Source organism: Bradyrhizobium sp. USDA 4452, assembly GCF_054063575.1.
In genome coordinates this window covers 4085725-4112280 of the sequence record NZ_JBSSGK010000001.1, presented here as the reverse complement: position 1 = coordinate 4112280, position 26556 = coordinate 4085725, and the positions used below count along the sequence as shown (strand labels likewise).

At 65.7% G+C, this 26556-nt stretch carries 20 protein-coding genes; 6 read left to right on the top strand and 14 right to left on the bottom strand.

Features of this window, described 5'->3' with window-relative positions:
* Positions 1-29: 29 nt before the first annotated feature.
* The 7 genes from ACVISU_RS19700 to ACVISU_RS19670 all read right to left on the bottom strand — a co-directional run bounded on the left by ACVISU_RS19700 (position 30) and on the right by ACVISU_RS19670 (position 10524).
* Positions 30-2138 carry a S9 family peptidase gene (locus ACVISU_RS19700; protein WP_456708025.1) on the bottom strand — a complete coding sequence of 703 codons (2109 nt, stop codon included), beginning with the start codon at positions 2136-2138 and terminating at the stop codon, positions 30-32.
* A 190-nt stretch (positions 2139-2328) separates the two neighbouring features.
* A complete protein-coding gene (locus tag ACVISU_RS19695) occupies positions 2329-4041 on the bottom strand; it encodes an ABC transporter permease (RefSeq protein ID WP_456708024.1) in 1713 nt (570 codons plus the stop codon).
* Between the two features lie 175 nt (positions 4042-4216).
* The gene (locus tag ACVISU_RS19690; protein WP_456710862.1) at positions 4217-5269 is read right to left on the bottom strand and encodes an ABC transporter ATP-binding protein; all 1053 of its coding nucleotides are present in this window, start codon (positions 5267-5269) and stop codon (positions 4217-4219) included.
* A gap of 322 nt (positions 5270-5591) precedes the next feature.
* On the bottom strand, positions 5592-6776 hold the full coding sequence (locus tag ACVISU_RS19685) for a pyridoxal-phosphate-dependent aminotransferase family protein (protein ID WP_050404438.1): 1185 nt from the start codon (positions 6774-6776) through the stop codon (positions 5592-5594).
* Between the two features lie 134 nt (positions 6777-6910).
* Positions 6911-7681, bottom strand: coding sequence for an LssY C-terminal domain-containing protein (locus ACVISU_RS19680; RefSeq protein WP_456710861.1), 771 nt, complete (start codon positions 7679-7681; stop codon positions 6911-6913).
* Between the two features lie 97 nt (positions 7682-7778).
* Positions 7779-8504, bottom strand: coding sequence for a thermonuclease family protein (locus ACVISU_RS19675; RefSeq protein WP_456708023.1), 726 nt, complete (start codon positions 8502-8504; stop codon positions 7779-7781).
* A 289-nt stretch (positions 8505-8793) separates the two neighbouring features.
* Positions 8794-10524 carry a hypothetical protein gene (locus ACVISU_RS19670; RefSeq protein ID WP_456708022.1) on the bottom strand — a complete coding sequence of 577 codons (1731 nt, stop codon included), beginning with the start codon at positions 10522-10524 and terminating at the stop codon, positions 8794-8796.
* A gap of 359 nt (positions 10525-10883) precedes the next feature.
* Here ACVISU_RS19670 and ACVISU_RS19665 point away from each other — a divergent pair, with 359 nt between their 5' ends.
* Positions 10884-11735 (top strand): caspase family protein, encoded by an 852-nt coding sequence (locus ACVISU_RS19665; RefSeq protein ID WP_050404442.1) that lies wholly within the window; start codon positions 10884-10886, stop codon positions 11733-11735.
* Between the two features lie 302 nt (positions 11736-12037).
* Here ACVISU_RS19665 and ACVISU_RS19660 read toward each other — a convergent pair whose 3' ends face one another.
* From ACVISU_RS19660 to ACVISU_RS19635, 6 genes are all read right to left on the bottom strand, one after another.
* Positions 12038-12910 carry an efflux RND transporter periplasmic adaptor subunit gene (locus ACVISU_RS19660; protein WP_456708021.1) on the bottom strand — a complete coding sequence of 291 codons (873 nt, stop codon included), beginning with the start codon at positions 12908-12910 and terminating at the stop codon, positions 12038-12040.
* Positions 12911-13057: 147 nt separating this feature from the next.
* Entirely contained in the window at positions 13058-13399 is a 342-nt protein-coding gene (locus ACVISU_RS19655) for a hypothetical protein (protein WP_157113765.1), read from the bottom strand.
* Positions 13400-13590: 191 nt separating this feature from the next.
* Positions 13591-13836: a hypothetical protein gene (locus ACVISU_RS19650; RefSeq protein WP_050404453.1), complete on the bottom strand. Its 246-nt coding sequence runs from the start codon at positions 13834-13836 to the stop codon at positions 13591-13593.
* A gap of 281 nt (positions 13837-14117) precedes the next feature.
* Positions 14118-14327, bottom strand: coding sequence for a cold-shock protein (locus tag ACVISU_RS19645; protein WP_050404454.1), 210 nt, complete (start codon positions 14325-14327; stop codon positions 14118-14120).
* A 212-nt stretch (positions 14328-14539) separates the two neighbouring features.
* Entirely contained in the window at positions 14540-16987 is a 2448-nt protein-coding gene (locus ACVISU_RS19640) for an adenylate/guanylate cyclase domain-containing protein (RefSeq protein ID WP_456708020.1), read from the bottom strand.
* 136 nt (positions 16988-17123) lie between these two features.
* Entirely contained in the window at positions 17124-19196 is a 2073-nt protein-coding gene (locus ACVISU_RS19635; RefSeq protein ID WP_456708019.1) for an AsmA family protein, read from the bottom strand.
* Between the two features lie 212 nt (positions 19197-19408).
* Between ACVISU_RS19635 and ACVISU_RS19630 the strand changes: the two genes are divergently transcribed.
* Positions 19409-20083: a Crp/Fnr family transcriptional regulator gene (locus ACVISU_RS19630; protein ID WP_050404445.1), complete on the top strand. Its 675-nt coding sequence runs from the start codon at positions 19409-19411 to the stop codon at positions 20081-20083.
* Positions 20084-20402: 319 nt separating this feature from the next.
* Here ACVISU_RS19630 and ACVISU_RS19625 read toward each other — a convergent pair whose 3' ends face one another.
* Complete coding sequence (locus tag ACVISU_RS19625) at positions 20403-21263, bottom strand: AraC family transcriptional regulator (RefSeq protein WP_050404446.1); 861 nt, start codon at positions 21261-21263, stop codon at positions 20403-20405.
* Positions 21264-21449: 186 nt separating this feature from the next.
* Between ACVISU_RS19625 and ACVISU_RS19620 the strand changes: the two genes are divergently transcribed.
* From ACVISU_RS19620 to ACVISU_RS19605, 4 genes are read left to right on the top strand one after another with little or no spacing between them, the layout of a single operon-like run.
* Positions 21450-23027 carry an ABC transporter substrate-binding protein gene (locus tag ACVISU_RS19620; RefSeq protein WP_456708018.1) on the top strand — a complete coding sequence of 526 codons (1578 nt, stop codon included), beginning with the start codon at positions 21450-21452 and terminating at the stop codon, positions 23025-23027.
* Complete coding sequence (locus ACVISU_RS19615; protein ID WP_456708017.1) at positions 23024-24025, top strand: ABC transporter permease; 1002 nt, start codon at positions 23024-23026, stop codon at positions 24023-24025. Before ACVISU_RS19620 ends, ACVISU_RS19615 begins: the two co-directional genes overlap by 4 nt.
* The gene (locus ACVISU_RS19610) at positions 24025-24858 is read left to right on the top strand and encodes an ABC transporter permease (protein WP_456708016.1); all 834 of its coding nucleotides are present in this window, start codon (positions 24025-24027) and stop codon (positions 24856-24858) included. The genes ACVISU_RS19615 and ACVISU_RS19610 overlap by 1 nt, the downstream gene beginning before the upstream one ends.
* Positions 24855-26549, top strand: coding sequence for a dipeptide ABC transporter ATP-binding protein (locus ACVISU_RS19605; RefSeq protein WP_456708015.1), 1695 nt, complete (start codon positions 24855-24857; stop codon positions 26547-26549). Before ACVISU_RS19610 ends, ACVISU_RS19605 begins: the two co-directional genes overlap by 4 nt.
* The last annotated feature ends 7 nt before the right edge of the window (positions 26550-26556 follow it).

The following is a 26556-nucleotide window of genomic DNA, read 5'->3' as shown; positions in this document are numbered from 1 at the left end:
CTACATCCGGGCTACGGCGCCTACTCATGCTACGCCTCCGCCTTCTCCGCCATCCCGACTGCCCACAGCGCGAAGGCGTAGACGATCGCGACCTCGTCGAGGCGGTTGAAGCGGCCGGAGGCGCCGCCGTGGCCGGCGCCCATGTTGGTGCGCAGCAGCACCGGGCCGCCGCCACGCATGGTGGCGCGCAGCCGCGCGATCCATTTCGCCGGCTCCCAATAGGTGACGCGCGGGTCAGTCAATCCGCCCATCGCGAGGATCGCCGGATAGTCCTGCGCCGCGACATTGTCGTAGGGCGAATAGGACAGGATGGTGCGGAAATCCTTTTCGCTCTCGATCGGGTTACCCCATTCCGGCCATTCCGGCGGCGTCAGCGGCAGCGTGTCGTCGAGCATGGTGTTGAGCACGTCGACGAACGGCACCTCGGCAACGATGCCGGCAAACAGCTCGCCGGCGCGGTTGGCGACTGCGCCCATCAGCATGCCGCCGGCCGAGCCGCCATGGCCGACGATGCGTTTTGCGGCGGTGTACTTCGCATCGATCAGCGCGCGCCCGGCGGCGGCGAAATCGTCGAACGTGTTGGTCTTCTTCTCGCGCTTGCCGTCGAGATGCCAGCCCCAGCCCTTGTCGGCGCCGCCACGGATATGGGCGATGGCGTAGACGAAGCCGCGGTCGACCAGCGATAGCCGGTTCGCGGCAAACGACGCCGGCATCGCCATGCCGTAGGAGCCGTAGCCGTAGAGCAAGAGCGGCGCCTTGCCGTCGCGGACGAAATCCCTGCGATGCAGGATCGAGACCGGCACCTGCGCGCCGTCATGCGAGGTCGCCATGATGCGCGTGGTGACGTAATCCGCGGGGTTGTGGCCGGACGGAATCTCCTGCCGCTTGCGCAGCACCCGGGTTCGCGTCGCCATGTCGTAGTCATAGACCTCCGACGGCGTCGTCATCGACGAATAGGCGAAACGCAGGTTGGTGGTGTCGAATTCGTAGCCGCCCATGGTGTCGAGCGAATAGGCCGCCTCGTCGAACGCGATCGCGTGCTCCTCGCCGCTCTTGAGGTCGCGGATGATGATCGCCGGCAGCGCGTTGGCACGTTCCAGCCGCACCATGTGGCCGGCATAGAGCTCGACGTCGAGCACATAAACACCTTCGCGATAAGGGATCAGGTCACGCCAGTTGGCGCGCTCGGGCGCGGCGAGCGGCGCGGTGACGACCTTGAAGTCGATGGCGTCGTCGGCATTGGTCAGGATGAACAGCTCGTCGCCGCGATCGGCGATCGAATATTGCACGCCTTCCTCGCGCGCCGCGACCAGCCGCGGCGGCGCGTCGGGATTGGAGAGGTCGATCAATCGCTGTTCGGAAGTCTCGTGGTCGCCGCCGGCGATCACGCAGAAGCGGCCGCTCGCGCTCTCGTGCAGATGGGTGAACCAGCCGGAATCCTGCTCTTCATAGATCAGGCTGTCGTCGGCCTGTTTGGTGCCGAGCCTGTGCCGCCACACCTGCATCGGGCGGTGATTGTCGTCGAGCTTGACGTAGAAGAAGCTCTTGGAATCCGCGGCCCAGACCACGCCGCCGTCGGTCTCCTCGACGAGGTCCTCGAGATCGCCGCCGGTTGCCCAGTCGCGCACGCGAATCGAGAAATACTCGGAGCCCTTGGTGTCGGCACTCCAAGCATGCAGGCGGTGATCGTTGGAGTGCCGGCTGCCGCCGAACTTGAAATATTTGTGGTCCTTGGCCAGCGCGTCGCCGTCGAGCACGACATGCGCCTCGCCGCCGTCGCGCGGCGTACGGCAGTACAATTCATGCTGGCCGCCTTCGCGGAACTTGCGGAAATAGGCGAACGGGCCGTCCGGCGAGGGTACGCTGGAATCATCCTCCTTGATCCGCCCGCGCATCTCCTTGACCAGCCGCTTCTGCAAGCCGTCGGTGTGGCCGAGCAGGCTCTCGGTGTAGCCGTTCTCGGCTTCGAGATAGCTGCGGATGTCGGGATCAAGGATCGAGGGATCGCGCAGCACCTCCTGCCACCTGGGATCCTTGATCCAGGCATAGTCGTCGGTCACCGTGATGCCGTGGGTGGTGAAGGAATGCGGTCGGCGCGACGCGACAGGGGGCGGAGTGGTGGTGGCGGATTTGGTCACACGATCCTCACGGTGCGGGGTTCCGCTTTATATCGGGATCAATGTGGCGATTGCCAGATGGGATGGGGTGGTTTGGAGGCTCCGATCTATACCCGTCATTGCGAGGAGCGGAGCGACGAAGCAATCCATCTCTCCCGAGCGGTGAGGTGGATTGCTTCGCTGCGCTCGCAATGACGGTCCGGATAAAGCGCTATCCGTTCCGCAGCTTCGCAGCCGCATTACCGCCGGACATCGGGATCTGGTTCACCGCCAGCACCACGGCGAATGTGATCACCAGCATCGCGATGCCGAGCACCGCGATCGCGGCGAGGTCGCCGCCTTCGTTGAGGTCGTAGATCAGGACCGACAGCACCTTGGTCTGCGAGGTGAACAGCACGATCGCGGCCGACAGTTCCCGCATCACGCCGATGAAGATGAAGCACCAGGTCGCGATCACGCCGGTGCGCAGCAGCGGCGCGGTGATCTGACGCAACGCCTGCAACCGCGTCGCGCCGAGGATGCGGCTGGCTTCCTCGAGTTCGGGATGAATGGTCGCGAACGCCGCCTGCAATTGCTGATAGGCCGACGGCAGATTGATGGTGAGGAACGCCAGCAGCAGGATCCACAGCGTGCCGTACAGCACGAAGGGCGGCCGCGTGTAGCTCAGGAACAGGCCGACGCCGAGCACGATGCCGGGCACCGCGACCGGCGCGGTGGCGAGGAAGCCGAGCATGCGATGGCCGGCGATCACCTTGCGGGTCGTGACATAGGCGATGACCAGCGCCAGAATCGTCCCGATCGTCGCGGTCGCGGTGCCGAGGATCACGGTGTTCTTCAGCGCAAGTTGCGTCGACGACAGCTCGGTGAACACGAAGACGATGTTGTGCAGGGTCGCCGTCGACGGCGTCACCAGCGTGGTGGCGTTGGGCGAGAATGCGGCGTTGAGCAGCGCGAGGTAGGGCAGGAAGACGGGATTGAGCAGCACCAAAAGGCAGAAGCCGAGCGCGGCCCAGCGCCAGCCGCGCAACTCGACCCGGCGCGGCGCGCCATATTTGCCGCCGATCACCGAATAGCCGCGCCGTCCGAGCAGCGCCTTCTGGCCCTGCAGCAGCAGGATGGTCAGCACCAGCAGCGGCACCGCGGCGGCGGCCGCGAGCTCGAGCTTCGGCGGATACTGGAACAGGCTCCAGATCTTGGTGGTCATGGTGTGAAAGCCGGCCGGCAGCGCCAGGATCGCCGGCGAGCCGAACAGCGTCATCGCCTGCAGGAAGGCGATCAGCGCGCCGGCGACCAAGGCGGGCAGCGCCAGCGGGATCGTCACCCGCCGCGCCGTGGTCCAGGCATTGCCGCCGAGGATCGCGGAGGCGTCCTCGAGTTCGCCCGGCATGGTGTCGAGCGCATTGGCCACCAGCACGAACACGAATGGGAACGTGTAGCAGGAGATCACGAAGATGATCCCGGTCATCGAGTAGATGTTGAACAGCGCGTCGGCATCCTCGCCCGCGAACAGCCGGTAGAGCTGGTTGAGCAGCCCGGAATTCGGCGCCGCCAGCAACTCCCAGGCGACCGCGCCGAGGAACGGCGGCGTCACGAACGAGGCCGTCACCAGCGCGCGGATGGTCTGCCGTCCCGGCATGTCGGTGCGCGACACCAGCCAGCTCAGCGGCGCCGCGACGATGCAGCAGATCAGCGCCGACGTCGTCGCGATGATCGCGGTCGTCAGCAGCGGATCGAGGAAATCCGGATTGCTGAACAGCGTGACGAAGTTTGCAAGCGTTGGATGGCGGTTCTTGTCGGTGAAGGCAAACACCGCGAGCCAAGACAGCGGCAGCAGGATCAGGAGGATCAGCACCGCGGCGAACAGCCACAGCACGGGGCGCGTCCAGTCGATGCGGGGGCGGGCGGTGGAGGAGGTGGTTGTCATATGAAGACTCTCTCCCCGTCATTCACGGTGCGCAATTGCGCACCTGAGGGCATCGCGAAGAATCCATCGGGCCGCAGGCGCCGGCGGAGAAATGGAATCCGGGCTCGCGCTGCGCGCGCCGCGGAATGACGAAGGTGAGGGCCGTGTCGCATCGCGTCCCTCCGCTTCTTGCTCGTCATCGACTGAGCGCCCGGCAGCATTCCGCCGGCAGTGTCAGCCAGACCGCCCTGCCTTTCTCGACCACGATCTCCGTCGGCGTGGTCACCCGCAGCGATGTGCCGTCCTGAGTTTCCACCATGTAGTCGCGGTTCATGCCGAGATAGACCTGCCGCGTCACGATGGCCTTGAGTGTATTCTGCGCCATAGCGGGGCCCTGCGTTGAGAGCTGGATCTCGTGCTGGCGGATCGCGACCGCCGCGCTCTGGCCGGCGGTGAGCCTGGCGCCGACCACCGCGAGAACAGCGCCGGCGAACTCGACATGGGTCGCATCACGCGCGGTGCCCTTGAGCACGTTGGCCGCGCCGATGAAGCGCGCGACGAACTCCGATTCCGGTCGCGCGTAAATGTCCTCAGGGCTGCCGAGCTGGTCGATCTTGCCGGCATTCATCACCGCGATCAGGTCGGCCGTCGTCATCGCCTCGGACTGGTCGTGGGTGACATAGACGGTGGTGTAGCGATATTCGTCGTGCAGGCGGCGGATTTCGAACCGCATCTCCTCGCGCAGATTGGCGTCGAGATTGGACAGCGGCTCGTCGAGCAGCAGCGTCTCGGGGCCGACGATCAGCGCACGCGCCAGCGCGACGCGCTGCTGCTGGCCCCCGGAGAGTTCGCCCGGATAGCGCTGCGCCAGCGGCTCCAGCCTGGTGGTCGCCAGGATCGCGGCGAGCTTTTTCGCGATGGTGTCGCGGTCCATTTTGCGCAGGCGCAGCCCATATACGATGTTCTCGGCCACTGTCATGTGCGGCCACAGCGCGTAGCTCTGGAAGATCATCGACATGTTGCGCTGCTCGGGCGGCAGCGTGCGCGCTTTCGACGACACCACGCGGTCGCCGACGCGAATCTCGCCATCGGATGGTTCGAGGAAGCCTGCGATCAGCCGCAGCGTCGTGGTCTTGCCGCAGCCGGACGGCCCGAGCAGGCAGACCAATTGGCCGTGATCGATCGTGAGCGAGACAGCATCAACCGCGACAAACGAACCAAACCGCTTGACCAGGCCACGCAGTTCCACCGATGCCAAGCGATCCCTCCATCTTGTTCTGTCGCAGGGATCCGTGCCCGGCTGTTGCCGGCAGTAAAGCGGAAAATGATGACGACGAAAAGTGTTCGGGCCTGCTCAATAAGTCGCGGCAGCTCGTCGCCCGTCATCGCGCGTCCGCAGTCCCGTCATCCTTAGGAGCGCGAAGCGCGTCTCGAAGGCCCGGATATCTCGGCGTGCTCCGATTCTCTCGCGGCGCGAGCACGGCCGTCGATCCTTCGAGACGGCGCGCCCCGCGGCCTCCTCAGGATGACGGGATGAGCATGCTCATCCCGTAGCCACGTCGCCGGGAAGCCTACGCCTTCACGTTCTCGCCGAGCCACTGGATGGCGGCGTCGGCGCCGGCCTTGCCGTGCGGGATGTTCAGCGCGGTGAGCGCGACCTCGATGACGCCGAGCGTGCCGAGGATCATCGGCGCGTTGACATGGCCCATATGGGCGATACGGAACGCCTGGCCCTGCAAATCGCCGATGCCGGTGCCGAGCACCACGCCGCATTTCTCCTTGGCATAGCGCTGGATCGCGGCGGGATCGGCGCCCTTCACGGTCACGGTCGTCACCGTGTTGGAGCGCTCATTGGGTTCGGCGATGTTGAAGCCGAGCACCTGGCCCTCGCCCCAGACGGCGACAGCGCGGCGCACCGCTTCGCCGAGCAGGCGATGGCGTTCGAACGCATTCTCCAGGCCCTCGGCGTGCAGCATGTTGATCGCCTCGCGCAGCGCGAACAACAGATGCACCGGCGCGGTGCCGGCATATTTGCGGTAGTGCTCGGAGCCTTCGCGCTCGGTCCAGTCCCAATACGGCGTGCGCAGATCGGCCTTCTTGTGGGCGTCCCAGGCGCGGTCATTGGCGGCGACGAAACCGAGGCCGGGCGGCGTCATCAGGCCCTTCTGCGAGCCACTCATCGCGACGTCGACATACCATTTGTCCATCTCGAACGGCATGCAGCCGAGCGAGGCCACGGTGTCGACCATGAACAGCGCGGGATGTCCTGCCGCCTTGATCGCCCTGCCGATCGCCTCGATGTCGTTATGGGCGCCCGACGCAGTGTCGACCTGCACGGCGAGGATCGCCTTGATCTTGTGCTCCTTGTCGCGGCGCAGCCGCTCTTCGACTTCGGCCGGGCGGATCGCACGGCGCCAGTCGCCCTTCAGCACCTCGACATCGGCGCCCATCGCGGCCGCCGCCTGGCCCCAGCCGATCGCAAAGCGCCCGCTCTCCAGCACCAGCACCTTGTCGCCGCGCGACAGCACGTTGGAGAGCGTCGCCTCCCAGGCGCCGTGGCCGTTGGCGATGTAGATGTAGGACTTGCCCATGGTGGCGAACAGCTTCGAGAGATCGCGCAGCAGGCTTTCGGTCAGTTCGAACATCTCGGCGGAGTAGATATCGAGCGCCGGGCGATGCATCGCCTGCAGCACCTGATCAGGCATCGTGGTGGGCCCGGGGATGGCCAGAAATTCCCGGCCCGCGCGAACGGTCATCGTCCTGTTCCTTTTGGGTAAAGAGCGCAAATCATGCGTGTGAGGGGTCAGGTCGCGACGATATTCCATCGCGGCCGCGATTGCGAGCCGAACGAAGCAATCCAGCGTTTCCAAAAGCGCGGGACACAGCCGGCTTATTTGTCGATGGTCTCGACCACGGAACGCCAGATCTGGTCCTTGAACTGGGTCGCGGCGGGGCTCGGGATCTGCTCGACGGTGCCGTGGTTCTTGGCGCAGGCCTCGACCAGCCGCAGCACCCAGATTTCGCCGTCGGTGTAATAGAGGTCGCCGCCGCCATTATGCCCGTCGAAGGTCGGGCCGACGCCGGTGACCTGGTATTTCGCGGTGACCATGCCGGCGGACTCGAGGTCGGTCGCGAGCAGCGCGCGTTCGGCATCGAGGTCGGCCGCGATGTGATGCGTCACCGCGCCGGTGTAATGACTGACGCCGACGCTGCGGTCGAGCGTCGCTGCGCCAAGCCACACCGGGCGCTTCTCCTGGCCTTGGTCGAGCACCCGCCAGAATCGGACATGGTTGCGGCGATCCGCGCTCGATCCGACCGGCCGCTCGAAGGCGAGGTCCTCGCGGCGGTCGAGATAGAACAGGTTGCTCACCGGCGCATCCTTGTAGGGACGATCGAGCAGCACGGAGCCGACGATCTCGATCGAGGATTTCAGCGTGACCGGATCGGCCGGAAACCACCCGGCCTCGTGCATCGCGCAGACCACCTCCTTGGTGTCGCCGATCAGCCCGACATTCATGGGATCGCCGGGAATGCCCTGCGCGGTGCGGGTCACCATCGGCAGATTGGCGAGGCCCTTCTGGTGCTCGTAATGCGTCCACAGTGCCGGCAGCACCAGATAGGCCGCAATCAGATAGACGACCAGCACGAACAGCAGCAGCATCTGCGCCTGCCGGAGGCGGCTGCGCCGGCGCACGGAAGGCGGGTTGATTTCGACGTCGGTCACGACACACGCTTCCGGATCAGTACGTGGGCCGGCCCTAGCGCCGCGTCTCGCGGCAGCCGGCGGCCTCGGCTTCCTCGACCGAGCAGAACCAGCGCGTGCCCTTTGATATCTTCATCTCGATCTTGGCGTACCAGCGGCTGGTCGGCTGGTGGAAGATGCATTCGCCGGAGCGGTTGACGTTGCCCTTGATGGTGCAGTCGGGCGAGGGCGCCACCGGGCCGGAGGCGGACGCGAGCAGGATCGAGTGCGCACTCTCCGGCACCTTCGCGGCACCGAGCACGGCGGTCTTCTTGTTGCGCACGCGCCAGTCCCACGGCGCGATGAACGCGCCCTGCCACATCCCGGCTTTTGCCTCGCGCGCGGCCTTCTCGTCGGCTTCGTAGTCACGCGAGAGGCGGGTATAGGCCAGCGCCCAGCCGCTCGCGACCATCCACTTCTGGATGTCCTCGCCGTCGACCTCGCAGCGCGCGATGGTGCGGCCGCGGCGATCGACCGAGCGCGCGTAGCAGGTCCAGCTCTTGTTGCCGGCATGCTTGATCAGCTCGTCGCGGGCGGCGACGCCGCAGGTCCAGCGCTCACCCTTGGTGTTGAGACAGAGCTGATCGGTCGACGGCGCATCGATGCCGCCGAGCCGGATCTTGACGCTGCCGATCATGAGTTGGTCGCCGTCGCGGATCTTCGGCACGCCGGTGATGTCGGCGGCGACAGCCAGCGTCGGCAGCGACAGCAGCAGGCCAGCAGTGAGCAGCGTCTTGAGCATCGGCGTTCCCGGCCAGGTTATTCGTTCAGCGTTCAGTGCCCAGAGGATCGGCAAGGGAAAAGGATCGTCAAGGCAAAGGATCGTCAAGGCAAGGATCGTCAAGGATTGTGCGGGCAATTGGGCAACCCTGCCAGTGGTGTCGTGTTTCCGCCAGTTTCAACTTCGCGTCATCCGTTCATGAACGCGCCATTCGCAGTCCCGTAGCCCGGATGGAGCGAAGCGTAATCCGGGAAGCCGTGTCCGCGGTAAAGGACCCCGGATTACGCTTCGCTCCATCCGGCCTACGCAACTACGCAACGCCCGTCATCCGCTTCCTCGCCAGCGCGAGGGCCATCAGCACGAACGCCGACGTCACCTCGGGCCCGCCGACCAGGATCCGCGTCGGCGTCTTCATCTTGTTCCATTCATAGGCCTTATAGGGTCCCTTGCGGCCGCCCTCGCCGAGGCCCTGCACGATGCAGTGCAGCGCGGGCGTGAAGGTCGAGACCTCGGCGCCAAGATGCGCCAGCGCCATCAGCGCGAGCGCCGCGTCGAACGGGTTCATCTCATGCGCGATCAGCTCGCCTCGCACATAGCCCAGCACGCGGGCACGGATCAGCGCAAACACGTTGCCGGGATCGATGATGCGCTGCGCCGCCAGCGGCAGCGCGATGAAGGCGGCGTAGCAGCGGCCGAAATAGGCCGAATAGAGCTCCGGCAGATAATAGATGTGCGAGCGCGGATTTTTGAACGCGCCGCTTTCGACCAGATTCCTCTGGAAGGCGATGATGCGATGCACCGTCTCCAGCCGGTGCGGCGTCTCGATGATCTGCCAGCGGACAAGGTTGCGGAACGAGACCTCGAGGATGTCGAGGTTCAGCGTCGGATCGAGGTCGTTGCCGTAGGGCCGTTCGCCCCTAAGGTTGTCGATCCAGGTGACGACGCCGCCTTCGTAATCGATATTGTCGTTGAGCGGCACGGTAACGCGCGGCTCGTTGGCGCCCGCGCGCACCTGGTAGCCGCGATAGAAATCCAGCAGCGGCTGCTCGAGGATCGGATCGTCGGAGCCGGCTTGTGTGGCGGCCGAGAACGAACACGCGGTGGTGTCGCAGTCGGGCACGTAGACGCCGAAGCCGAGGTCCTGCTTGATCTGGGAGAAGAAGCGCGAGAACCGCGGATGCCGCCCCGGCGCCAGCGCGGTGATCACCTTGACGACCGAGCCGTCATGCGACGGAACCTCCTCGGCGCTGGTCTTCAGGCAGAACGCCACCATCTCGGCGATCGCGCGCCGCGCAGCACTTGCTTCGTCCGGCGCGGCAAGCCCGGTCTCGACAAAGCCGAGCAGCGCCTCGGTGAAGAATGCGTCGTAATAGGCCGAGCGGTGGCGGATCTGCACCGGCTCCCACATCGGCTCGGCGATACCGCGCCACGGCGGGTTGATCAGCGTGCGCGCCGGCGAATGCGCGATGAAGATCCGTGCCAGGCTGAACAGCAAGGTCGAATTCTTGTAGCCGCGTGCGTTGAGGCCGGTCAGTGCCATCAGCATCTCGCGCCCGCCGATGTCGGGGTCGCCGATCAGGTTGAAGGCGGCATAGGTCGGGATGAAGCCGTTTTTGCCGAACGAGCGCAGCAGATGCGCGCCGGTCAGGCGGATTACGCGGTCGATCTCGGCGATAGCGGGTGGATGGTGAGGTGCGGTCGCGGCCGGCAGGGCGGGGTGGCGCACGCCGATGCCGTCCATCAGGTCAGCGACGGGCGCGCCGATCGCCGCCCAGTCCGGCGTTTCGGCGTCGCGCGCCGCGGTCAGCGCCGCGCGCAGCCCTGCAAGCCGGTCGGGGTCCTTCAGCGCCGGAAGCCCGGTGCGGCGGAGCAGCGCGCGCAGCGGCGGATTGCCGAGCGCGGTCCGGTAGAATTTTCCGAGATGGGCATCGCCGCCGCGATAGGCCTGCAGCACGGGGTCGCAGACGTCGTAGAGCGACGGACCGTCCTTCCTGGCGGTCAGCGCCCGGCACACCGTCCCGGCGATTTCGTGAAGGCTCATGAATGCCTTTCTCAAGGAACCGGTTAACGCCGCCGCCCCGGCGGTGTTTCCTCCGGTCCTCCCCCAAATCCGCAAGCCTTTGGAAAGCTACATGAATCTCTGCAAAACACAAATGTGACAGAGATCACGTAACGGGATTTTAACGGCGTCAATGGCCTGTGCCGGGCGGCAGCATGCCGCAAACCGGGTTGCCCCGGCCGTCCGTCCGGGTTAAGGGAGTGTTTGTTGCGGCGCCGCAAATTGAGATCAATCGACGGCACACACAGCTCAACCCCATTAAACCTGACCGCTTCTGACGCGATTAACTGGCGCGATTTCGTGCGAGCGCCATCGGGATAAAGATTGGGACTAGGAACGCTATGAACCTTAGGCAGCTTCAGATTTCCCGTCGCACCATCGCCGTTTGCGTGGCGGTGGCCGGCACGGTGTCGCTGGCGATCGGTGCCCATGCTGCGCTCAACAAGCGGACGCCCGATGTCACCAAGGGTGGCGACAAGGCTGTTTCCACCGAGTTGACCGGCAGCATTCCGGCCGGCACCTCCCGTCTCGCGCTGATCATCGGCAACGGCCACTACCCGGACGCTGCGGCGCCTTTGGCCCAGCCGATCAACGATGCCCGCACGCTGTCGACGGCGCTGCGCCGTGAGGGTTTTGACGTCGACGTAGTCGAGGACGCCACCAAGGACGACATGTTCCGCGCGGTCGAGCGCATGAAGGCCAAGATCCGCCCCGACACGGTCGTGATGCTGTTCTTCGGCGGCTACGGCGTGCAGGTGGGGCGTGAAAGCTACATGATCCCGGTCGACGCCACGATCTGGAAGGAAGCCGATGTCAAGCGCACCGGCGTCAGCGTCGAGTCCGTGCTCGACGCGATGAAGGAGCGCGGCGCCAAGGCCAAGCTCGTCGTGCTCGATGCCTCGCGCCGCAATCCCTATGAGCGCCGCTTCCGCGCCTTCTCGCACGGCCTCGCCCCGATCTCACCGCCGGAGAACACCATCGTGCTGACCTCGGCGACGCCGGGCAAGGTCGCCGACGATAGCAAGGGTGCCAACAGCGTGCTGGTCTCCGAGCTGATCAACAACCTCACCGCCCAGGCCGGCGCCGAGACCGCCTTCAACAAGACCCGCGTCGCGATCTCCCGCGCCTCTGAAGGCGAGCAGGTGCCGAGCGTGTCGTCCTCGCTGCTGGAAGACATCAAGCTCGGCGGCTGAGCCGGGCTCGGTCCTGCGCGGGCCTGGCCTGCGCATTCATTCCCAAAAATCACAAGCATGCTGTGTGGAGAGAACCCCTCTCCCCCAATCCTCCCCCGCAAGGGGGGAGGGAGCCGGACAGGCGTGCTCACCTCACACGCGCAACAGCGTATTGCTTTCATTGCAGCTCTACGTGAGCCTGCCACCGGCAGAAGGGTTCCCTCCCCCCTTGCGGGGGAGGGTTAGGGAGAGGGGTGACGCTTGCTCCGCTGCAAGACGCATCGCGAAGCCGTCACTGCTTTCCACCCGCTCGATCGCGATACCTATTTCGCGTCGGCGCTGGCGCCGATCGGCCGCACCGGATCGCCCTCGCGCAGCAGCGCACCGGCGCGGGCGACGACAATGTCGCCTTCCTGGATGCCGTCGCGGATCTCGACCTGTCCGGCCGACATCAATCCGGTCTCGACCCGCCGCGTCTCGACGCGGCCGCCGCGCACCACCTGCACCACGGTGCCGGCGGTGGAATAGAGGATCGCGGTCAGCGGCACCGCGACGCCGCAGCTCTGCCCCGTCTTGATCTGCGCGCGGCCGCTCGAATTCACCAGCAGCCGCTTGTTGCCGCCGATCGCGACGAACACCTGGCCGAGCTGGCTGTTCGGCTCGATGGTCGGCGCGATCCGCCGCACCTTGCCGTCGACATCGCCGGCGCCGAGGATACGCAGCTTCGCGGTCTGCTCGGTCTTCAGCTTGGCGATGTCGCGGGTCGGCACCATGCCGACCAGATCGTATTCGCTTCTAGTGATGATCGAGAACAGCGCGTCCTTGCCGGAGGCCGGGCTGCCGACGATCGCCGATGACGTTGAGATCGTGCCCGCCACCGGCGCCGTGAGGTTGCTCGTGTTGGTGCCGTCGGTCAGCTTCGCCAGCACCTGGCCTGCGGTGACGGTGTCACCGGGATCGGCATTCACTTCCGCCACCTTCAATCCAAAACGATCCGGCCGGATCTGCTGCTCGTCGCGCGGCAGCACGATGCCTGTGACCTCGACGATATTGCCGAAGCAGAATTTCGAGGCCTTCAGCACCGTGACGGCCGCGCCCTTAGGTATTGCATCCGCGTCGCCCGCGGCGGCTGCGGGCGCGGCCGCGAGCAGTAGCAGCGCGGAGACGGCAATACGGCACGAAAATCGCGGTGTCATTGGCGGATCATTCCCAAAATATGCGATCACTGATTAGCAGATGGCCGGGAGTGCGACCAGCGAAGACGGCGCCGTGCAATCGCTTGCTCCCCCCGGCTCACGCCTTCGCGAAGGGTAGATCAGGAAGCGCGTTCCCTCGCAGAGGGACTAGCCGATCGGCCCGTCGATCGCTGTTAGGCGGCTCACAGATGGCGCGTGCTCCTCGTTCCCCTGTTTCACCGTCGACGGCTCTCCGCGTTGAATGATATGATCAGTTGGAGTGGCGTCGGCTATCTGGCGCAGCTCGTGTGACAAGGCGAACATGCATCGACTGTGCCTGATTTTTCCATTCATGTTCCTCCTTGCCAGCGAGGCAAGCGCGTCCTGTGTCTGTCGCTGCATGGATGGAGAGATGCAGCCAATATGCGACAGTACGATTGATCTGCCACCAATCTGTCCGATGGCGGCATGCCCGATCGCGCCGCCGTCCGTCGCGCCGACCGAACCCATGCAAATGGCGCCGCTTGGCACAAGCCAATGCTTGCCGCGTCAGGTCTTCAATCCGGCCGCGCAGCGATATGAGTGGCAGAAGGTCTGTGAGTGATGCAGTGGGGCGCATTCCAGCCCAAACACCACGTGAGGCGTAGAGACCACCAACACGACAGAACAGCATCGATCCTGCGTGGTTCGTGGATGCAGCGTCAGCGCACGATGCGCTTCACCCGCGGCTTCTTCTTGGCGGCGGCAGCCGGCGCTGTGTCGTCCTCGGTCGCGGCTTCGGCTTCGCGCGCTTCGCGCAGCGCACGCAGGCGTTCCATGTTCTTGCGCACTGCGAGCGCGTCGCGCTCGACGTCGGCCATGGCGCGGGCGCCTTCCTCGGCGGCCAGCCGCTGGCGGTCGGCCCTGGCAAGGCTTGCGGGCGATGGGTCGGGCTTTCTGGCGCTCATCGGCATCCTCTCAAAGGTGCGATCCCTGCGTGGAGGGTCGCATTCGTCGCACGCGCTGGCGCGGCGTTCGGCAGGATCACGCGCAAAAAGATACGCGAAAACCCGCCCAATCCGTTCGGGACCGAGCGGGTCGCGACGTCATTCCAGTACATCCGTGGAATGACGAACCGGCATGATCGCGGCAAACGCGGAACGCGCTTGCGCGGAGATCATGCCGAAGGCGAGGCGTTTTCGAGCGGAGCGGTTACCGGTTCGCGTGAAGAAAACGCCAAAACGAGATCTCAGACGATCTGAAGGTTCTCGGCGCTGGTCTTGCCGCGCATCTTGTCGGTCTTCAGCTCGAACGAAACCTTCTGGCCTTCAGCCAGGCCGGACAAGCCGGCGCGCTCGACGGCGCTGATGTGAACGAACACATCCTTGCTGCCATCGCTCGGCTCGATGAAACCAAAGCCCTTCTGGCCGTTGAACCACTTCACAGTACCTGTTGCCATCTTCTCTTCTCCAAAATGCGCGTCTGCGCATGTATTGCGCAAAATCGCGCCGTCCATTCAACTGACGATGTCTTTGGAGGAGGGCCGTTCTGACCATTCAACAAGGCGCAACGGCTAATCGAATGGACGCAATATACACACTTTCCGCGCGAATGCAAGGTTCGGGCGGTAGCGGGTTCCCGCTGGCGGCCGGCGATTGGAGAGAGCGCGGATCACTCCGCCGCCGCCTCCGCGCTCGGCTCACCCTTCCAGCGCAAAATCTCCGCGGCAAGGATCGGGTGGTTGAAGCCCTTCACCACGAGGTCGTCGATGGCGCGGCCTTCGACGAAGGGCTCGACGATGCCGTAGACGCGGCGGCTCACCACGATCTGGTTCGGCCTGGCTTCGCCGCACAGGCGGGAGGCAAGGTTGGTGACGCTGCCGATCGCGGCATATTCCAGCCGCTGCTCGAAGCCGACCTGGCCGAGCGTGGCATAGCCGACCGCGATGCCGATGCCGAAGCCGAGACTATGGCCGCGATTGCGCCACTTCTCGGTCAGCGGGCCGATGGTGTCGCGCATCTCGACCGCCATCTTGACGGCGCGCGCGGTGTGGTCGGCGAACTGGATCGGCGCGTTGAACAGGATCATCACGCCGTCGCCGGCATATTTGTCGAGCGTGCCTTCATACTTGAAGATCAGCTGGCCGAGTGCGGCATGATATTCGCGCAGCACGTTCATCGCTTCCTCGGGCTCGGTCGCCTCGGTGAAGGCGGTGAAGCCGCGCAAATCGCAGAACACCACGGTGACCTCGCGGCGGTGGCTGTCGAGCAGGCCCTCGGGATTGTCTGACGAGGCGATCAGCTGCGCCACCTGCGGCGCCAGGAAACGCTCGAGCTTGCGGATGCGCTCGATCTCCGTGAGCTGGGTCTCGACCCGCGCCTCCAGCGACTTGTTCCAGTCCTTCAGCGCTTCGGTCTGCTCGCGCAGCTTGTCGGCCTGCTCGCGCACGGTGGCATTGGCCTGTTCCAGCGCGTGGCTCTTCTGGTCGACTTCGGTGAACAGCCGCGCGTTGCGCATCGCCAGCACCGCCTGGTGCGCGAAGGTCTTCATCAGGCCGATCAGGCTCGCTGGAAAATCGCCGGCCGCCTTGCGCAGCACCACCAGCGAGCCGAGCACGCCCTGCTGGTCGACCAGCGGTACCACCAGCACGGAGTGGAAGCCGGCGCCGACCACGACATCGCGCAGCGGATGATCGGGCGGATCGTCAGGGGTTGCGGCAAGATCGGGAAACGCAAGCGGCTCGCCCTTGGCCGCGGCCTCGGCAAGCGGGCTGTCCGTCGCGTCGATCGCGCGATGCCGGCCTTCGGCCGCGGCGTCGATGCCGATCGATTGAGTCAGGTTGAAGCTGGGCTGCGCGGCGTCATAGCCATAGATCAGCACGGCGTCGGCATGGGTGATCTCGAGCGCGCGGGCGGCGACCGTCGGCAGCACGGCGTTGAGGTCGAGCGAGGAGGCCACCGCGCGGCCGACCTCCTCCAGCACCTTCAGCTCGTTGATCGATTGCGCGAGGTCGCGGGTGCGCTCCTTCACCTTGCCTTCCAGGTCGGAGTAAGTCTCGGCGAGCCGCGAGGCCATGCTGTTGAACTGCCCGGCGAGCTCCTCCAGCTCATCCGCGGTCTTCACCTCGATGCGATGGCCGAAATCGCCGGCCCCGAGCCGCCGGGCGCCGGTGCGCAGCGCGGTGATCGGCACCAGCATGCGGCGCGCCAGAATCGTGCCGGCGATGATCGCAACCACGAGACCGAGCGCGATCAGCAGCGCGATGCGCACCAGCTGGTCGCGGATCGGCGACAGCGCCTGCGCGGTCGGCTGCTCGTAGAACACGTGCCAGCCGAGGTCCGGTGCTGCTGTCGCCGTCGTCAGCACCGCGTTGCCGTCGACATCCTTGCCGGAGGCGATCGGCCGGCCGCTGCGCGACAGCACCGCGGAGACCTGCGGCAGCGCAGAGAGGTCCTTGCCGATCTCGGGCCCCTTCGACGAGCTCGCCAGCACGTGGCCCCTGGCGTCGACGAGATAGGCATAGGCGGTGCGGCCGACCTGGGAGTCGCCGAAATAATCGCCGAGGAAACCGAGGTCGATCTCGGCGACGGTGACGCCGGCGTTGAAGCCGGAATGCTGCTCGCCGATCGACATGAAGGGCCGCCCCTCGCGGAAATACGCCGGCGCGTAGGCGGTGCCGCGCTCGACCGCCTCGGTGAAGCGCAGGTCGCGGGAGAGGTCGGCATTGGAGTTCAAGGTGACGGTCTGGCGCGACAGCCGCAGCAGCTCGCGGCCCTGGCCGCTGATCAAGGTAAGCTGGTTCACCGCCGGCACCTGGCCGAGCAACTGGGCATAGTCGGCGCGCCGCAGCTCGATGGTGTTGGAGGAGGCGCGGGTCACCCAGGAGATCTGCCGCTCGAGATCGGCGATCGACTGCTCGATGCGCTTGGCGGTGGCGTCCGCTTTCTCGCTCATCGCCTCGGTGAGCGTGGTCCTGATGCCGCGATAGCTGATCCAGGTCTCGAGCGCGCCGTTGACCGCCAGCACGAACACGACAAGGCCGACCAGCGCGAGGACGTATTTGGCGAACAGGCCGCCGCGCAGGAACCAGCTCTTGCCCTTGTCCGGTGCCTCGTTCATCCAGCCTCGTCCGTTCCCCTCCGATCCGTCGGGTGCGCCACTGTATTGCTGCTGTTTAGCACGGATCGGCGGGGCAAAGCGGGGCCTCCCGTCGCATGGTTAGCCCTGCATACCGGCGGGGGAGATCCGGGAATATTCAGCGGTTGAACAGCTGCCGCAGCACGTCGTTCATCGCGGGATTGTCGTGCTGCTCGGCGGTGTCGGCCGGCGGAGGGGTGGGCGGTGGGGTCTGGTCAGCGGCCGGCGGCGCGTCGGGTGCGGGTTTGGCGAGGCTGCGGCTCGGGCGGGAAGCGTTGCCCTGGTTGAGGGTGGAGAGGCCCTGCTGCAGCAGGTTCCCGATGGTGTCGCCGAGCTGCCCGCCGAGCGGGTTGTTCTGGCCGCCAGTCGCGCCGGCAGGAGGCTGGCCCGTGCCGGGCTGTGCGCCGCCGGTCCCGCCGCCCTGCACGCCGTTGAGGAGGTTGGTCAGTCCATTCAGGCCCTGGCTCAGGCCCTGACCATTCGCGCCGAACAGGCCCTTGCCCATCTCCTTGAGCTTGGCATAGGCGGCCTCTGGATTATCGAGGATGCCCTGCATCTCCGGATAGATCCGCGGGGACACCCACGGCCCCTCGATCATCACGGGGATGCCGAGGCCGATCGGATTGCCGGCGCGGCCCTGGCCTTCGGTCGTCATCACGAGCTGCGGCTCGACCCGGAACCCGATCTGGCGGGTGTTGAGATCGATGGTGCCGACCCCGGTCATCTTCACCAGCGGCCCGATCAGGTTGAGATCGGTGGTGACGGCCTGGCCCTTGTCGAGCTTGAACGAGGCCGAGAGCTGGCTGAGATCGGTCGACAGCTCCTGCCCCTGCTGCCAGCCCGACAAGGTGCTGGTGGTGAGGTTGCGGATCATCTGCGCGACGTTGAGGCCGAGGATCTTGCCGTCCTGGAACACGACGAACGCGGTGCCGCCGAGATTGCCGACGATGGCGCGTTCGTTCACGCCTTGCGAGGTCAGCGCGATCTTCGCCTGCATCTTGCCGTCGAGCTTGTCGAACTCGGCGAGGCTCCTCAGCACCGGCAGCGCGCGCACGCCAGCGAGATCGAGCCGCAGCGCGTAGGTCGGCGTGGCGGCCCGCGCATCGATCGTGACATCGCCATTGGCGGTGCCGTCATAGGCGCCGAGATCGGCAAGCTTTCCCTTCAGCACGCCGCTGTCGACAGATGCATCGATCGCCGCCTGCGCGAAGCGGCCATCGCCGACCACGAGCTCCGCGGTCGAGATGCGCGCCTGCGCGTCGACGTAGTTGAGCCCGGAAAGGTCGATCGACGCGTTGCTCCAAATGTTGGTGCCGAGCGGCTGCGCCGCATCGGAGTGGCTCGGGGTCAGCGCCATCGTGATGCGCTGGAAGTCGAGATCGAGCTTCACCAGCGGCTTATTGCTGGCGAAGTCGACCGAGGCCCAGCCGGTGAAGCCGCCATCGCCGAGCGTGCCCGACACGCCGTTGAACATCACCACGGTGCCGTTCAGGCGCACTTCCGCATTCGCCTTGATCGCCGCGGGCAGCAGGCCGGGCGCGTCGATGTCGAACTCTGCCGGCACGTTCTGACGCTCCAGCGACACTTGCGGCGCGGTCGCGTGGATCGCGAACTTCAGCGGCATGTCGCTCGCTCGCGCGCTTCCGGTGACGACGATCTTGCGGTCGTTGCCGATGGTCGCATCGGCATTGAGCGTCTCGATCCGGTTCTCGACCCGGTCGTGCACGTTGGAGAACACGATGGTGCCGCCGCTGACGCTGACATGCCGGATCGTGATGCCGCCGCTCTCGGAGGCGGGCGACTTCGCCGGCGGATTATGGTCGCGGGTGCGCTCGCGCTGCAGCGGCAGGTTGATCACGGGCTTGACGATCGCAAGGTCGGTGATGTCGGGCTGGCCCGACCACAGGCTCGACAGCGTCATCTCGGCTTCGAGACTGCTGGCCGCGAACCGGGTGTTGGCCTCGCGCTCCCGCGGGTCCTGCAACGCGACGTCGCTCAACGTCAGAGTGACGGTCGGCCAGAGACTAACTTTGGCGCCGCCATTGATGGCGAGCGCGTAACCGGTCTCCCTCTCGACCCGCTCGGTGATTGCCGATGTGAGGAAGGAGGACGGGATCCCGATCACGGCCACCAGCGCGATGATCACGATCACGGCAGCGATGGCGGCCCCGGCAAATCTCAGTGCTCTCATGTCGTCGTTCCAGGCCGGGCACACAAGGTTCCGCCGCGGAAGGGCACGGCTGGTCGTGCGAGATTATCCCGCAAACGGGACCTCGCTCCAACGCGGCGAAAAATAATCCGTTACCAGCATGAACTTATGTGACCTCTCACACACTCTTATGAGGGTGATTTTTGCTAACCGGGCGTCGGGGGACCGCTCGGATGGATTTGGAAGGCAATACAATGAGCAAACAGGCCGAATTTGCGGTCATTCTGAAAATGAACCCGATGTTCGCCGATCTCGGAGCGGACGAACTGGCGCGGCTCTCGGGCCTCTGCCACACCCAGCAGCTCGCCGCCGGCGAAGTGCTGTTCCAGAAAGGCGATCCCGGCGATGCCCTGTTCGGGGTCCGCCGCGGCCAGATACGCATCGAAACCGGAGCCTCCGACGGCAGCCGCCTCACATTGAACTTCATGGGATCCGGCGATCTGTTCGGCGAAGTCGCCGTGCTCGACGGTCAGGATCGCACCGCGGATGCGACCGCGGGCGAGCCGACCGAACTGTTCGTGCTGCGGCGGGAGGATTTCCTCGGCTTCCTCGAGCGCGAGCCGAAGGTCGCGGTCCGCCTGATCGAATTGCTGTGCCAGCGCATCCGCTGGCAGAGCGAGCGGATGGAAGAATCCGTGCTGCAGCCGTTGCCGGTCCGCCTCGCGCGCCGGCTGTGCGCGCTGGCCGAGGATTTCGGTTCCGAGGTGCACATCTCGCAGGAACAGCTCGGCATCTTCGTCGGCGCCGCGCGCGAGAGCGTCAACCGGCAACTGCAGACCTGGCGCAAGGATGGCATCGTCGACCTGCAGCGCGGCCGGATCATGCTGCACAACATGACCAAGCTGACGGCGGTCGCACGCAACGATTAGAGACCGTTTCGAACGAAGCGAACAATTGGTTCGCGCCAGGAGCGCGACAGACGACGAGCCAAGCGGATTGCATGCAACGCACGCGCGAGGATTTGATCCTCTCGCGCTTTGCCTGCGAATGTTGACGCACTCCTGCCTAAAAGTCGTGCTTGCATGACGACGCCGGTATCGCTTTCATCGGCCCGCCGGTCCTTGGGGTGACACCCAGCCTTGCTGGCCTCACGCCATCCACCTGCAAACCCCTGCGGTCTTTCCCGTTGACCGCAGGGGTTTTGCGTTCCGACATTTGCATTCCGACAGATGCGCGGCGCGAATTCGCCTACCGCAACACCACTTCGGGATCGGCCCAGCGCAGATACTGGCGTGGCGCGGCGCCGAGCTCGCGCTTGAACATCGCGGCGAACGCGCTCGGGCTCTCATAGCCGACGTCGAGCGCGACACAGGTGACGGCTTCGCCGGCGCCGAGCCGCGCCAGCGCTTGCAGCAAGCGGACCCGCTGGCGCCATTCCGCAAAGCTCTGTCCGGTCTCGCGCCGGAACAGCCGCGTCAACGTCCGCCGGCTGAGCTGGCAGCGATCGGCCCATTCGTCGAGCGTGAGATCGGAGCTCGGGTCGACCAGCACCGCCTCGCAGATCGCGGCGAGCCGCGGATCGGGCGGCACCTGCACATGCAGCGACACTTCGGGCATCCGGCCGATCTCATCGAGCAGGAAATCGACCAGCCGGCCGTCGCGCCCTTCGGGATCGTAACGCGTCGGCATGTGGACCGCTTCTTCCATCAGCGCTTCGACCAGTGCGGAGACCCTGATCAGCCGGCAGGTTGCCGGCGCATTCCGCACCCGATCCGGCGTGACATAAATGGTCTGGATCTCGACCTCGCCCCATGCGCGCGACTGATGCGCGACGCCGGCCGGAATCCACAGGCCATGGCCGGGCGGCACGACGAAATGGCCGCGCTCGGTCATCATCGAGGTCACGCCTGCGGTCTGCAGGATGAACTGATCGCGGCGATGTGCGTGTCGCGCGCTCGTGCTTTCGTTCGGATAGGAGGCCGCCATCGCCGCGAGCGGCCGTTCGACCTGTTGCAATTGTCCGGCATAATGCGCGGCGGCTACGGGGCCGGATTGCTTGCGGCACACGCGCAAACCGGCGGTGTCATTTCGTCGCGCTGCGACTTTCAAGTGTCGTGAGCTCCTGGTCGATCGTCGTTTTCGCAGGGCGCTCATGCATCTTCCGGGCCAGTTGGCCCGATCGCGATGGTTGTTGTCCCCATTCAGGTAGCGCGGGATACGGCGTTTGGCAACAATGCCTCACCCCGCGACATTCGCCGAAATCGAATGCCTGACGCGCGGCGACGGAGAGGTCCGATGAACAGACGCGAATTCACCAAGGCGATGCTGGCCTGCGGTGCAGCCATCCCGTTCGGCATCACGCGGGCGGCGGGGCAGACCCGCGGTGGAACGCTCAACACCATCATCCAGCCCGAGCCGCCGGTTCTGGTGACCGCGCTGAACCAGCAGCAGCCGACCCTGACGCTCGGCGGCAAGATCTACGAAGGCCTGCTGAAATACGGCGCCGACCTCAAGCCGATGCCCGGAATGGCGCAGTCCTGGGAGGTCTCGCCGGATGGCCTGACCTACACGTTCAAGCTGTTTCCCGGCATCACCTTCCACGACGGCAAGCCGATGACCTCGGAGGACGTGGTCTTCAGCTGCATGAAGCTGCTAGTGGAAACGCATCCGCGCGCGCGGCAGAACTTCGCCCGCGTGGCGTCGGCCGAAGCGCCCGATCCGCTCACCGTCGTGTTCAAGCTGAAGCAGCCGTTCGCGCCGTTCATCGGCTGCTTCGACTGCACCTCCGCGCCGATCGTGCCCAAGCACATCTACGAGGGCACCGACTATCGCAAGAACCCGGACAACGACAAGGCGATCGGCACCGGCCCGTTCAAGCTGAAGGAATGGGTACGCGGCTCGCATGTGCACCTGGTCCGCCACGACGGCTACTATCTGAAGGACGAGCCCTATCTCGACGAGATCGTCTATCGCGTGATTCCGGACGCGGCGTCGCGCGCGCTCGCGCTCGAGAACGGCACTGTGCAGCTGGTGCAATGGTCCGACGTCGAATTCTATGACGTGCAGCGCTTCAAGGCGCAGAAGAACCTCGAATTCACCACCAAGGGCTACGAGTATTTCGCGCCGCATCAATGGCTCGAGATGAACAACCGCATCGCGCCGATGAACGACAAGCGGTTCCGGCAGGCGGTGATGCACCTGATCGATCGCGAGGCGTTCAGCAAGCGCGTCTATTTCGGCAATGCCAAGGTCGCGACCGGTCCGATCTCGTCGAAGACGCGGTTTTATGATCCGAACGTGAAGCGCTACGAGTTCTCGGTCGACAAGGCCAAGGCGCTGCTCGACGACATGGGATTGAAAGCGGGCGCCAACGGCAAGCGGGCCGAGATCAAGTACATCGTGCCGCCCTATGGCGAATCCTATCAACGCGCCGGCGAGTTCTTCCGCCAGAGCTTTGCGCGCGTCGGCATCGACCTCGTGCTGGTCGGCACCGACATGGCCGGCTGGGCCGAGAAGGTCGGCAACTGGGACTATGAGATGACCCAGAATCTGCTCTACCAGCTCGGCGATCCCGCGCTCGGCGTCGCCCGCACCTATATCTCGTCGAACATCAAGAAGGGCATCCTGTTCTCGAACACGCAGGGCTACTCGAATCCGGAGGTCGACAGACTGTTCGACGAGGCCGCGATCACGCTCGACGAAGCCAGGCGGCAGGAGCTCTACAGCAAGGTGCAGCAGATCCTGGTCGAGGATGTGCCGGTGGCCTGGACGCTGGAGATCGAATATCCCATCATCTACGACAAGGCGTTCAAGAACATCGTGACCACGGGCATCGGCTCGCACGAAACCTTCGGGTCGGTCTACAAATCGTGACCCGGCTCGGGAGTGCAGCGGCGATCGGGCTCCAGGCGATCAGCCGCATCGCCCAGCTTGTTGCCGTGATCCTCGTCATCGCGACGTTCAACTTCGTGCTGGTGCGGGCCGCCCCCGGCGATCCGGCCCAGGTGATGGCCGGGCAATCCGGCGCGTCCGATCCAAAACTGCTCGACGATCTGCGCAAGGAGTATGGGCTCGACAAGCCGTATTTCGTCCAGCTCGTGAGCCATCTCGGCCGCGTCGTCAGGCTCGATCTCGGCTATTCCTATCGCCAGCGCCGTCCGGTCGTCGATCTGATCCTCGAACGGCTGCCGGCGACGCTCTTGCTGACAGTCACGGCGTTCTGCCTCGCGCTCCTGATCGGCACCGCGCTCGGTGCGCTGGCGGGACTCGCGGCCGGCAGCGTGCTCGATACGGTGTTCACCCTGCTCTCGCTCGTGCTCTATGCGACGCCGGTGTTCTGGCTCGGCCTGATGCTGGTGCTGGTGTTCTCTGTGGCGCTCGGCTGGCTGCCGCCGTTCGGCTATGAGACCATCAACGTCCAGCTCTCGCCGGTCGCGCACGCGCTCGACATCATGAAGCACATGATCATGCCGGTGACCTCGCTGGCGGCGATCTACCTCGCGATCTATGCGCGCCTGATGCGATCCTCCATCATCGAGGTGGCGCAACAGGATTTCATCAAGACGGCGCGCGCCAAGGGCCTGTCCGGCACGCGGATCGTCGTCGGCCACATGCTGCGCAACGCGCTGGTGCCGGTCGTCACCGTCGCCGGCATGCAGGCCGGCGCGCTGGTCGGCGGCGCCGTGGTGATCGAGACGGTGTTCGCCTGGCCCGGCCTCGGCCGGCTAACGTTCGAGGCACTGCTGCAACGCGACTATCCGGTGTTGCTCGGCATCTTCCTGATCCTCTCGATCGTCGTGATCGCGCTCAATCTGCTGACCGACCTGGTCTACCGGCTGATCGATCCGCGCATGACCACGGGAGCGGCGTGATGGAGACGGCGCGCGCCTTTCTGCGTCATCCCAGCGGCATGATCGGGCTCCTCCTGCTGCTCGTCGTCGTTGTCGTCGCGATAACAGCGCCAATCGTGTTTCCGGTCTCGCCCTGGGAGATGGTCGGCGCGCCGTTCACGCCGCCCGGCGAGGACGGGCTATGGCTCGGCGGCGATACGCTCGGCCGTGATGTCGCGGCCGGCGTCGCCTGTGGCGCGCGCGTCTCGCTGCTGATCGGCATCGCATCGGCGCTTGCGGCGATGGCGATCGGCGTCGTGATCGGTGCGATCTCGGGCTATTTCGGCGGCAAGGTCGATCTGGTGCTGATGCGGATGACGGAGTTATTCCAGACCATTCCGGCCTTCGTGCTGGCGATCCTGCTGGTCGCGACCTTCAATCCATCGCTACTCACGATCATCCTCACCATCGGGGCGGTGAGCTGGCCGCCGCTGGCGCGGCTGACGCGCGCCGAATTTCTCCGTCTCCGGCACCGGGAATTCGTCGAGGCGGCGCTGTGCCAGGGCGAGCGCACCTGGCGCATCGTGCTCGGCCATATCCTGCCGAATGCGATCTCGCCGATCCTGGTAGTAACGTCGCTGACGGTCGCGACCGCGATCCTGCTCGAAAGCGCGCTGTCCTTCATGGGGCTCGGCGATCCCAATCTGATGTCGTGGGGCTTCATGATCGGCGCGGGCCGCACCGTGATCCGTAATGCGTGGTGGATGAGCGTGTTTCCGGGACTCGCCATCCTCGTCACCGTGCTGGCGATCAATCTGTTCGGCGAGGGCCTGTCCGATGTCCTCAACCCGCGTGTCTCGAGGCGCCGGTCATGAGTGACGCCATGCAGTCCAGCGCGCCGGTCCTCGCGGTCGATGATCTCTCGATCGCTCTCCCCAAGGGCGGCGACCGGCCCTTTGCGGTCGAGAATGTGTCGTTTGAGATCGAGCCCAACGAGGTGGTCTGTCTGGTCGGCGAATCCGGCTCCGGCAAGTCGATGATCGCCCATGCGGTGCTGCAATTATTGCCGCGGGGCGTCGATATCGTGTCCGGCACCGTGACGGTCGCGGGACAGAATCCGTCGAAGCTCGACGGCCGTGGTCTTCGGAACCTGCGCGGCGGCAATGCCGCGATGATCTTTCAGGAGCCGTTGTCTTCGCTCAATCCGCTCAAGCGGGTCGGCAAGCAGATCGAGGAGATGATCCTGGCGCACCAGCGGCCTGCGCCATCGATGGCGGAGGTTCGCGCGCGGGTGCAGATCTTGCTGACGCAGGTCGGCCTGCCGAATCCGCTTCTGCTGGAGAAGAGCTATCCGTTCGAGCTTTCGGGCGGTCAGCGCCAGCGCGTGATGATCGCGATGGCGATGGCCAACCGGCCTGCGCTCCTGATCGCGGACGAGCCGACCACCGCGCTCGATGTCACGACCCAGCGCCAGATCCTGCGGCTGATCGACGATCTCCGGCGCGAGCGCGGCATGGGCGTGTTGCTGATCACCCATGACTTCGGCGTCGTCGCCGATGTCGCCGACCGCGTCGTGGTGCTGCGCCACGGCAAGGTGGTCGAGCAGGGCGCCGCCAGCGAGGTGCTGCGCAATCCGCAGGCCGCCTACACCCGCGAATTGATCGACGCGGTGCCGAAGGCGCGCCTTGCAGACATCCATGAGACGATCGTGCGGCCGGAGCCGCTGCTGGAAGTCGTCGGCCTGCAGAAGACCTTTCGGGTCAAGCGCGGCTGGTTGCAGCCGCCGCGCGAGGTGGTCGCCGCGGATGGCATCTCCCTGACTCTGCACGAGGGCGAGACGCTTGCCGTCGTCGGCGAATCCGGCTCGGGCAAGTCGACGCTGGGGCGCATGATCATGAGGCTCACCGAGCCCGATGCCGGCGCCATCCGCTTCGGCGGCGCGGACCTTCGGCAGCTGCGCGGCGAAGCGCTGCGCCAGGCGCGGCGGCAGCTTCAGATCGTGTTCCAGGATCCGTTCGCCAGTCTCGATCCGCGCCAGAAGGTCGGCGATGCCATCGCGCGCGGTCCGATGGCCTATGGCACGTCGCGATCGGAGGCGATGGCGCAGGCAAGGAAGCTGCTGGTGCGGGTCGGCCTCTCGGAGACGACAGCGGATCGCTATCCGCACGAATTCTCGGGCGGCCAGCGCCAGCGCATCTGCATCGCGCGGGCGCTTGCGCTCAAGCCGCGGGTGCTGATCGCGGATGAGGCGGTGTCGGCGCTCGACGTCTCGGTGCAGGCCCAGGTGCTGGCGCTGCTCGCCGAGCTGCGCCAGGAGATGCGGCTCGCGATGATCTTCATCACCCATGATCTGCGCATCGCCGCCGAGATCGCGGACCGCGTCATCGTGCTGCAGAAGGGACGCATCGTCGAGGAAGGCACCACGGCCGCGGTCTTCACCGCGCCGCGCCAGGCCTATACGCGCGATCTGCTCGATGCGATCCCGGGCCGTGATTTCTTCGACCAGCCGGGCTTTGCGGCCGCCGCCGAGACGGCAAGGATCGATTCCGGCATCGACGCGGTATAAACTAACA

Bases quoted from the DNA above. Each gene is read 5' to 3' on its own strand.
- ACVISU_RS19670 (WP_456708022.1), bottom strand. From the start codon at position 10,524: ATGAGCCTTCACGAAATCGCCGGGACGGTGTGCCGGGCGCTGACCGCC.
- ACVISU_RS19645 (WP_050404454.1), bottom strand. From the start codon at position 14,327: ATGGCAACAGGTACTGTGAAGTGGTTCAACGGCCAGAAGGGCTTTGGT.
- ACVISU_RS19660 (WP_456708021.1), bottom strand. From the start codon at position 12,910: ATGACACCGCGATTTTCGTGCCGTATTGCCGTCTCCGCGCTGCTACTG.
- ACVISU_RS19630 (WP_050404445.1), top strand. From the start codon at position 19,409: ATGAGCAAACAGGCCGAATTTGCGGTCATTCTGAAAATGAACCCGATG.
- ACVISU_RS19695 (WP_456708024.1), bottom strand. From the start codon at position 4,041: ATGACAACCACCTCCTCCACCGCCCGCCCCCGCATCGACTGGACGCGC.
- ACVISU_RS19655 (WP_157113765.1), bottom strand. From the start codon at position 13,399: ATGGGTTCGGTCGGCGCGACGGACGGCGGCGCGATCGGGCATGCCGCC.
- ACVISU_RS19675 (WP_456708023.1), bottom strand. From the start codon at position 8,504: ATGCTCAAGACGCTGCTCACTGCTGGCCTGCTGCTGTCGCTGCCGACG.
- ACVISU_RS19685 (WP_050404438.1), bottom strand. From the start codon at position 6,776: ATGACCGTTCGCGCGGGCCGGGAATTTCTGGCCATCCCCGGGCCCACC.
- ACVISU_RS19640 (WP_456708020.1), bottom strand. From the start codon at position 16,987: ATGAACGAGGCACCGGACAAGGGCAAGAGCTGGTTCCTGCGCGGCGGC.
- ACVISU_RS19605 (WP_456708015.1), top strand. From the start codon at position 24,855: ATGAGTGACGCCATGCAGTCCAGCGCGCCGGTCCTCGCGGTCGATGAT.
- ACVISU_RS19620 (WP_456708018.1), top strand. From the start codon at position 21,450: ATGAACAGACGCGAATTCACCAAGGCGATGCTGGCCTGCGGTGCAGCC.
- ACVISU_RS19680 (WP_456710861.1), bottom strand. From the start codon at position 7,681: ATGCTGCTGCTGTTCGTGCTGGTCGTCTATCTGATTGCGGCCTATCTG.
- ACVISU_RS19650 (WP_050404453.1), bottom strand. From the start codon at position 13,836: ATGAGCGCCAGAAAGCCCGACCCATCGCCCGCAAGCCTTGCCAGGGCC.
- ACVISU_RS19665 (WP_050404442.1), top strand. From the start codon at position 10,884: ATGAACCTTAGGCAGCTTCAGATTTCCCGTCGCACCATCGCCGTTTGC.
- ACVISU_RS19610 (WP_456708016.1), top strand. From the start codon at position 24,025: ATGGAGACGGCGCGCGCCTTTCTGCGTCATCCCAGCGGCATGATCGGG.
- ACVISU_RS19635 (WP_456708019.1), bottom strand. From the start codon at position 19,196: ATGAGAGCACTGAGATTTGCCGGGGCCGCCATCGCTGCCGTGATCGTG.